The following is a 6,034-nucleotide window of genomic DNA, read 5'->3' as shown; positions in this document are numbered from 1 at the left end:
TAACTACTACCATATTTTATGTTTATTAATTTTTTAATAAATAAAATTTCTTTCATTATTTATTATCTTTTATATTTTTTTGTTTTTTTTAATTTCTATGAATTATCATGAAATATTCACTTAAGCGTATTTTATAGAGGGAGGGATTTAATAATGAAAATAAAAACAGTTGATTTTATAAATGAAGAGATGATTTTGATTGATCAAAGAAAATTACCAGTTGAAAAAGTATTTTTTAAAACCAAAAATTATAAGGAAGGTATTTTTGCTATATCAGATATGATCGTTAGAGGAGCTCCAGCAATAGGTATTGTCGGTGCGTATACTGTTTATCTTGCGGCAAAAGAATTTGAAAATATTGATAAAAATGATTTTTTTTATAAAATGAATTTGGCATGTAAAGAAATTTCAAAAGCAAGACCTACAGCAGTTAATCTTATGTGGGCAGTAAAAGAACAGAAAAAAATTATAAAAAAATATGAAAATCAAGATATAAGTTTTATATGTAAAAAACTTCTTGAAAATGCTAATGAAATAAAAAAAGAAGATATAAAGATTAATAAAAATATTGGAAATTATGGCAATGAATTAATAGATAAAAATGCAACTATTCTTACACATTGTAATGCTGGTGCGCTTGCAACAGCTGGATATGGAACAGCTATTGGAGTTATAAGATCGGCTCATTTATCTGGGAAAAATATAAAAGTCTTTGCTGATGAAACAAGGCCAAGACTTCAAGGGGCAAGATTAACGGCTTTTGAATTAGTTGAAGAAGGTATACCAGCAACTCTAATTTCTGACAGTGTAGCTGCAACTTTAATTAGAGATAAAAAAATAGATTTAATTGTTGTTGGAGCAGATAGAATAGCTTCGAATGGTGATACTGCTAATAAAATAGGAACATATATGCTTTCAGAAATCGCAAAGAAATTTGAAATTCCTATGTATATAGCTGCACCAATTTCTACAATAGATTTTGATATTAAAAATGGAAAAGAAATAATTATAGAAGAAAGAGATAAAAGTGAGATTACTCATATAAAAGGAGTACAAATAGCTCCAAAGGAAATTGATGTTTATAATCCAGCTTTTGATGTTACACCTGCAGAAAATATAACTGCTATTATAACAGAAAAAGGTATTTTATATCCTCCATTTGAGGAATCAATTTCAAAATTAATGAAAAAATAGGTGATATTTTATGAAAATTCTTCTTAATATGAAAAATATTAGTAAAAGTTTTAGTAAAATAAATGTTTTAAATAACGTTAATTTGAAAATAGAAGAAGGAAAAGTTTTAGGTTTACTTGGTGAAAATGGTGCAGGAAAAAGTACCTTAATGAAAATTTTAAGTGGCGTTTATAAAAAAGATGAAGGAATTATTATTTTTGAAGATAAAGAAATAAATCCTCAAAATCCTAAAGAGGTTCAAACATTAGGTATTTCAATTATTTATCAAGAATTAAATCTTATAGATAATATGTCTGTTGCTGAAAATATATATTTAGGAAGATGGCCTTTAAATGTATATAAAAAAATAAATTATAAATGTTTGTATGAAAATACTGAAAAGCTTTTAAAAGAGAATAATTTAAATTTAAATTCAAAAGATATAGTTGGTAATTTATCTGTTGGAAAGAAACAAATGGTAGAGATAGCAAAAGCTATTTCATTTAATTCTAAGATAATACTTATGGATGAACCAACCTCTGCTCTTTCAAATGATGAATCTGAAAAACTTTTTAATATTATAGAATCATTAAAAGAAAAGGGGGTCGGAATAGTTTTTATTTCTCATAAGATGGAGGAAATTTATAGAATATGTGATAAAGTTAAAGTTTTAAGAGATGGAAAGGATATGGGAGAGAAAGAAATAAATAATGTAACAGAAAAAGAACTTATAAAAATGATGGTTGGTAGAGATATAGAAGATAGATTTCCAAAGAAAAACAATGAAATTGGAGAGACTATTTTAGAAGTAAAAAATTTAACCAGTAAAAAAGTTAAAAATATAAGTTTTAATGTAAGACAGGGAGAAGTTTTTGGAATTGCAGGTCTTATGGGAGCTGGAAGAACCGAAACAATGAGGGCAATTTTTGGAATAGATAAAATTTTTTCTGGCGAAGTTTATTTAAAAGGCAAAAAGATAAGTATAAAAAATCCTGAAATCGCTATAAAAAATGGTATAGGTTTTGTTCCTGAAGATAGAAAAAAAGAAGGTCTCATATTAGATTTTAGCGTTTTACAGAATAGTGTTTTAGCGATTTTGAATAAAATAAAAAATATTTTTGGATATATTAATCATAAAGAAGAAATAAGAATATCAAATAATATAATAGAAAATCTTGAAGTTAAAACTAATTCAAATAAACAGATTATAAAATACTTGTCAGGTGGTAATCAACAAAAAGTCATAATAGGAAAATGGCTTGAAATAAAACCAGATATATTAATTTTGGACGATCCCACAAGAGGTATTGATGTTGGAACTAAAGCTCAAATATATAGTCTTATAAATAATATAACAAGAAAAGGAAAATCTGTTATATTAATATCTTCAGAGCTTCCAGAAGTTGTAAATATGTGTGATAGAGTAATGGTAATGCATGAAGGTGAATTAATGAAAGTACTTAATAAAGATGAAATATCTCAGGAGAGAATAATGTATTATGCAATAGGTAAAAAGGGGGCTATTTAAATGTATTCTAAAGTAGCTAATAATAAAACTGATGATAGATCTAAATATTTTTTTAAATTGTTATCAAGTAACATGATTTTATTTGGGTTTATAATTTTATGTTTTATTTTAGGACTTTTAACTAATAGATTTTTTACAATAAATAATTGGAGAAATATATTTGTTCAATCTTCAACTACTGGTATTGTAGCTGTAGGAATGACTTTTGTAATAATTACTGGAGGAATAGATTTATCTGTTGGATCAGTTTTAGCTTTTACAGCTATGATTTCTGCGGGAATGATTAGAGGGAATATGAATCCAATTTTAGCAATTATTTTTACACTTGTTTTTGGCCTTTGTATTGGATTGATAAATGGATTATTTATTTCTAAATTGAAGATGCCTCCATTTATAGTTACTTTGGCTGCAATGTCTATTGCAAGAGGTTTGGCTATGGTTTATAGTGGTGGAAGAACAATTCCTATTATGAATGATACATATAATTTTATGGGTCAAGGATATTTGTTCAAAATTATTCCTATACCAATCATTATAATGATAATAGCTTTTTTTATTGCTGGTTATATTCTTAAATATACATCTTTTGGAAGAAAAACATATGCCGTTGGTGGAAATCGAGAAGCAGCAAAATTTTCTGGAATAAAAATAGACAATATTGAAATGATTGCTTATTCAATAACAGGTTTAATGTCTGCAACAGCAGGAATAGTTCTATCTGGAAGGTTAGGAGCTTCTTTACCTACATCAGCTGAAGGTCTTGAACTTGATGCTATAGGAGCTGTTGTGATTGGTGGAGCGAGTCTATCTGGTGGAAAAGGTACTATTTTTGGAACATTTATAGGTGTTTTGATAATGTCTGTTTTGAATAATGGAATGAACTTATTAAATGTTAATCCTTTTTATCAACAAGTGTTTAAAGGTCTTATAATTTTGGTTGCGGTTTTAATAGATGTACTTAAAAATAGATATAAAAATGAGTGATTTGTATGAAAATTTTATGTGTTGAAGATCCAATTGTAAATTTTTACTTAAATAAAAATAGTCCTATTAAAAAATATGAGAAAAAAATTTCTGAAAAAATAGATATTGTTGTCTTGAATTGGAATGATTATTATCATGAATATTCTAAGATAATTGATAATGATCTTTATTTATATGATGCTTTTATGTGTCCAGGAAATTTATGGCTCCCAGACCTTATTTTGAAAAATAAAATTTTAAAAATTGATGATTTAGATAATTATAATTTTGAAGATTTTTTTGATTCTGTTAAATATGAAATATATTATAAAAATAATTTTTATATGTTTCCAATTTTTAATGATGGACATATTATATATGCTAAAAAAAAAGATAATTTATTATATGATAAGGTATTTTTAGATTATAAAAATTTAAAAGAATTTTTACTTCATTATAAAAATAAGTTTTCTTTAAAAGCATCAAAAAATGAAATATTTTTGGATTTTTTACCTTTTTATTTTAATAACAATAATAATTTTACAGATATTTTGAATGGTTTTTCTGAATTTGAAGATTCGTTAAAAAAGTCAATTATTGATTATTTATATATTAAAAAATTTTGTATAAATGGATCAGAAGATTATGGAAATAAAGAAATATCTGAAAGATTAAAAACAAATTTATTAGATGCAGCAATTTCTTGGAGTGGTCAAGCTATAGATATATTGAAAAATAATAAATATGATTTTAATTATTATACTTATAGAAAGCCTTTAAAAATTACTTGGGGATTTGTGATTTCAAAAAATACTATTAACTTTAAAAAAACATTAAATTTTTTAAAATTTTTAACTAATGAAGAAAATGAAATCGAATCAGCATATTTTAGTGGTTGTCCATGTAGAAAAAAATCATATAAATATAATTTTTTACCTTTAAAATTAAGGGAAGTTATAATTAAAATGCTTTTAAATGCGAAATCTTTACCTTCTATAAATGGGCTAACAGATTTATATTCGATCTTTTATTATTATTTACATTATTTTTATGTTAATGGGTTTAGTGATGAAAAGTATAAATTATTCTTAAAAAATATAAAGAATAATAATTTTATATCTTAGGGAGGATTTTTATGAAAAAGTTTATTACATTTTTTATCATTTTAAGTTTGTCATTATTAGTTTTTTCTGGAAATTCCATTAATAAAAGTAGAACAATAGCTTTGTCTGTTTCTTCTATGAATAACGGTTTTTTTGTAGGACTTGAAAAAGGAGTAAGAGATAGAGCCGAAGAACTTCAAATTAATTATGTTCTTGCAAATGCAAATGGTAGTGTTATGAAACAACTTTCTGATATAGAGGATTTAATAACTCAAAATGTTGATGCATTAATAGTGAATGCACTTGATGGAGATGCAATAATACCTGCTGTAAAAAAAGCAAATAAAGCTGGAATTCCTATATTATTTCTCGATAGAGGAGCTAATTCAACAGGAATGACTTGTTTTATAGAAACAGATAATGTAGCAATGGGAAGAATGGCTGGAGAATATATAGTAAGAAAGTTAATAGATAGATATGGAAAACCTATTGGAAATATAGTAGAACTCGAAGGATTACAAGGAGTTACTCCTACTAGAGATCGTGGAAAAGGTTTTAATGAGGTCATAGAAAAATATCCTGATATAAACATCATAGCAAGGCAAAATGCAGACTTTGATCAAGAAAAAGCACTTAATGTTATGCAAAATATATTACAAGCTAATTCTAAAATAGATGCTGTTTTTGGACATAATGATGATAATACAATAGGTGCGATGTCAGCTATAGAAATGTCTGGTAGATCAAAACCGATTGATGATAAAGAACATATAATATTAGTTGGAATAGATGGAATAGCTCAGGCTTTATATGCTGTAAGAAAGGAAAAAATAGATGTTTCTATAACCCAAACAGTTTTAGATATGGGAAAAACAGCTGTTGATCTTGCGATAGATAAACTTGATGGCAAATTTGTACCGCCACATGTATATACGGATTTTTTTATTGTAGATAAAAATAATGCAGATGATGAAAAACTTTGGGGAAATATAATAAAGTAATATATTTTATTTGTAATTTTTATATAGTTTATATTGAATGGTTTACGATATATATCGTAAACCATTTTAATTAAAATATTTTTTAGGAGCATTCCTGAAATAAAAAAAGAAAGAGGTTGAAAAAAAAGGAACCTCCCCGTAAAATAAAAGTGTAACAAGAATCCATCAAATATTTTACAAAGGAGGAACCTAAATGAATTATACACAAAATAATAAAATAAAACAAGTGGATGAAAAAACATTAGTAGTGGGAGTAGATATAGCAA

The 6,034-nt window shown here is 25.6% G+C and carries 5 protein-coding genes; all 5 read left to right on the top strand.

Annotation, left to right across the window (positions count from 1 at the left end; translation table 11 throughout):
* Positions 1 to 159 precede the first annotated feature (159 nt).
* The 5 genes from mtnA to C7380_RS13285 all read left to right on the top strand — a co-directional run bounded on the left by mtnA (position 160) and on the right by C7380_RS13285 (position 5,768).
* A complete protein-coding gene (gene mtnA / locus C7380_RS13305; RefSeq protein WP_371682090.1) occupies positions 160 to 1,194 on the top strand; it encodes an S-methyl-5-thioribose-1-phosphate isomerase in 1,035 nt (344 codons plus the stop codon).
* A 10-nt stretch (positions 1,195 to 1,204) separates the two neighbouring features.
* Positions 1,205 to 2,701: a sugar ABC transporter ATP-binding protein gene (locus C7380_RS13300; protein ID WP_109606720.1), complete on the top strand. Its 1,497-nt coding sequence runs from the start codon at positions 1,205 to 1,207 to the stop codon at positions 2,699 to 2,701.
* A 72-nt stretch (positions 2,702 to 2,773) separates the two neighbouring features.
* Positions 2,774 to 3,685 carry an ABC transporter permease gene (locus C7380_RS13295; RefSeq protein ID WP_109606724.1) on the top strand — a complete coding sequence of 304 codons (912 nt, stop codon included), beginning with the start codon at positions 2,774 to 2,776 and terminating at the stop codon, positions 3,683 to 3,685.
* A gap of 5 nt (positions 3,686 to 3,690) precedes the next feature.
* Complete coding sequence (locus tag C7380_RS13290) at positions 3,691 to 4,788, top strand: type 2 periplasmic-binding domain-containing protein (protein ID WP_109606718.1); 1,098 nt, start codon at positions 3,691 to 3,693, stop codon at positions 4,786 to 4,788.
* Positions 4,789 to 4,799: 11 nt separating this feature from the next.
* Positions 4,800 to 5,768: a substrate-binding domain-containing protein gene (locus tag C7380_RS13285; RefSeq protein ID WP_109606716.1), complete on the top strand. Its 969-nt coding sequence runs from the start codon at positions 4,800 to 4,802 to the stop codon at positions 5,766 to 5,768.
* Positions 5,769 to 6,034: the final 266 nt, after the last annotated feature.

It is taken from the genome of Oceanotoga teriensis, assembly GCF_003148465.1.
GTDB classification, from domain to species: Bacteria; Thermotogota; Thermotogae; order Petrotogales; family Petrotogaceae; genus Oceanotoga; species Oceanotoga teriensis.
The sequence above is the reverse complement of the archived record's forward strand: the minus strand, read 5'-3'. Positions and strand labels throughout refer to the sequence as shown.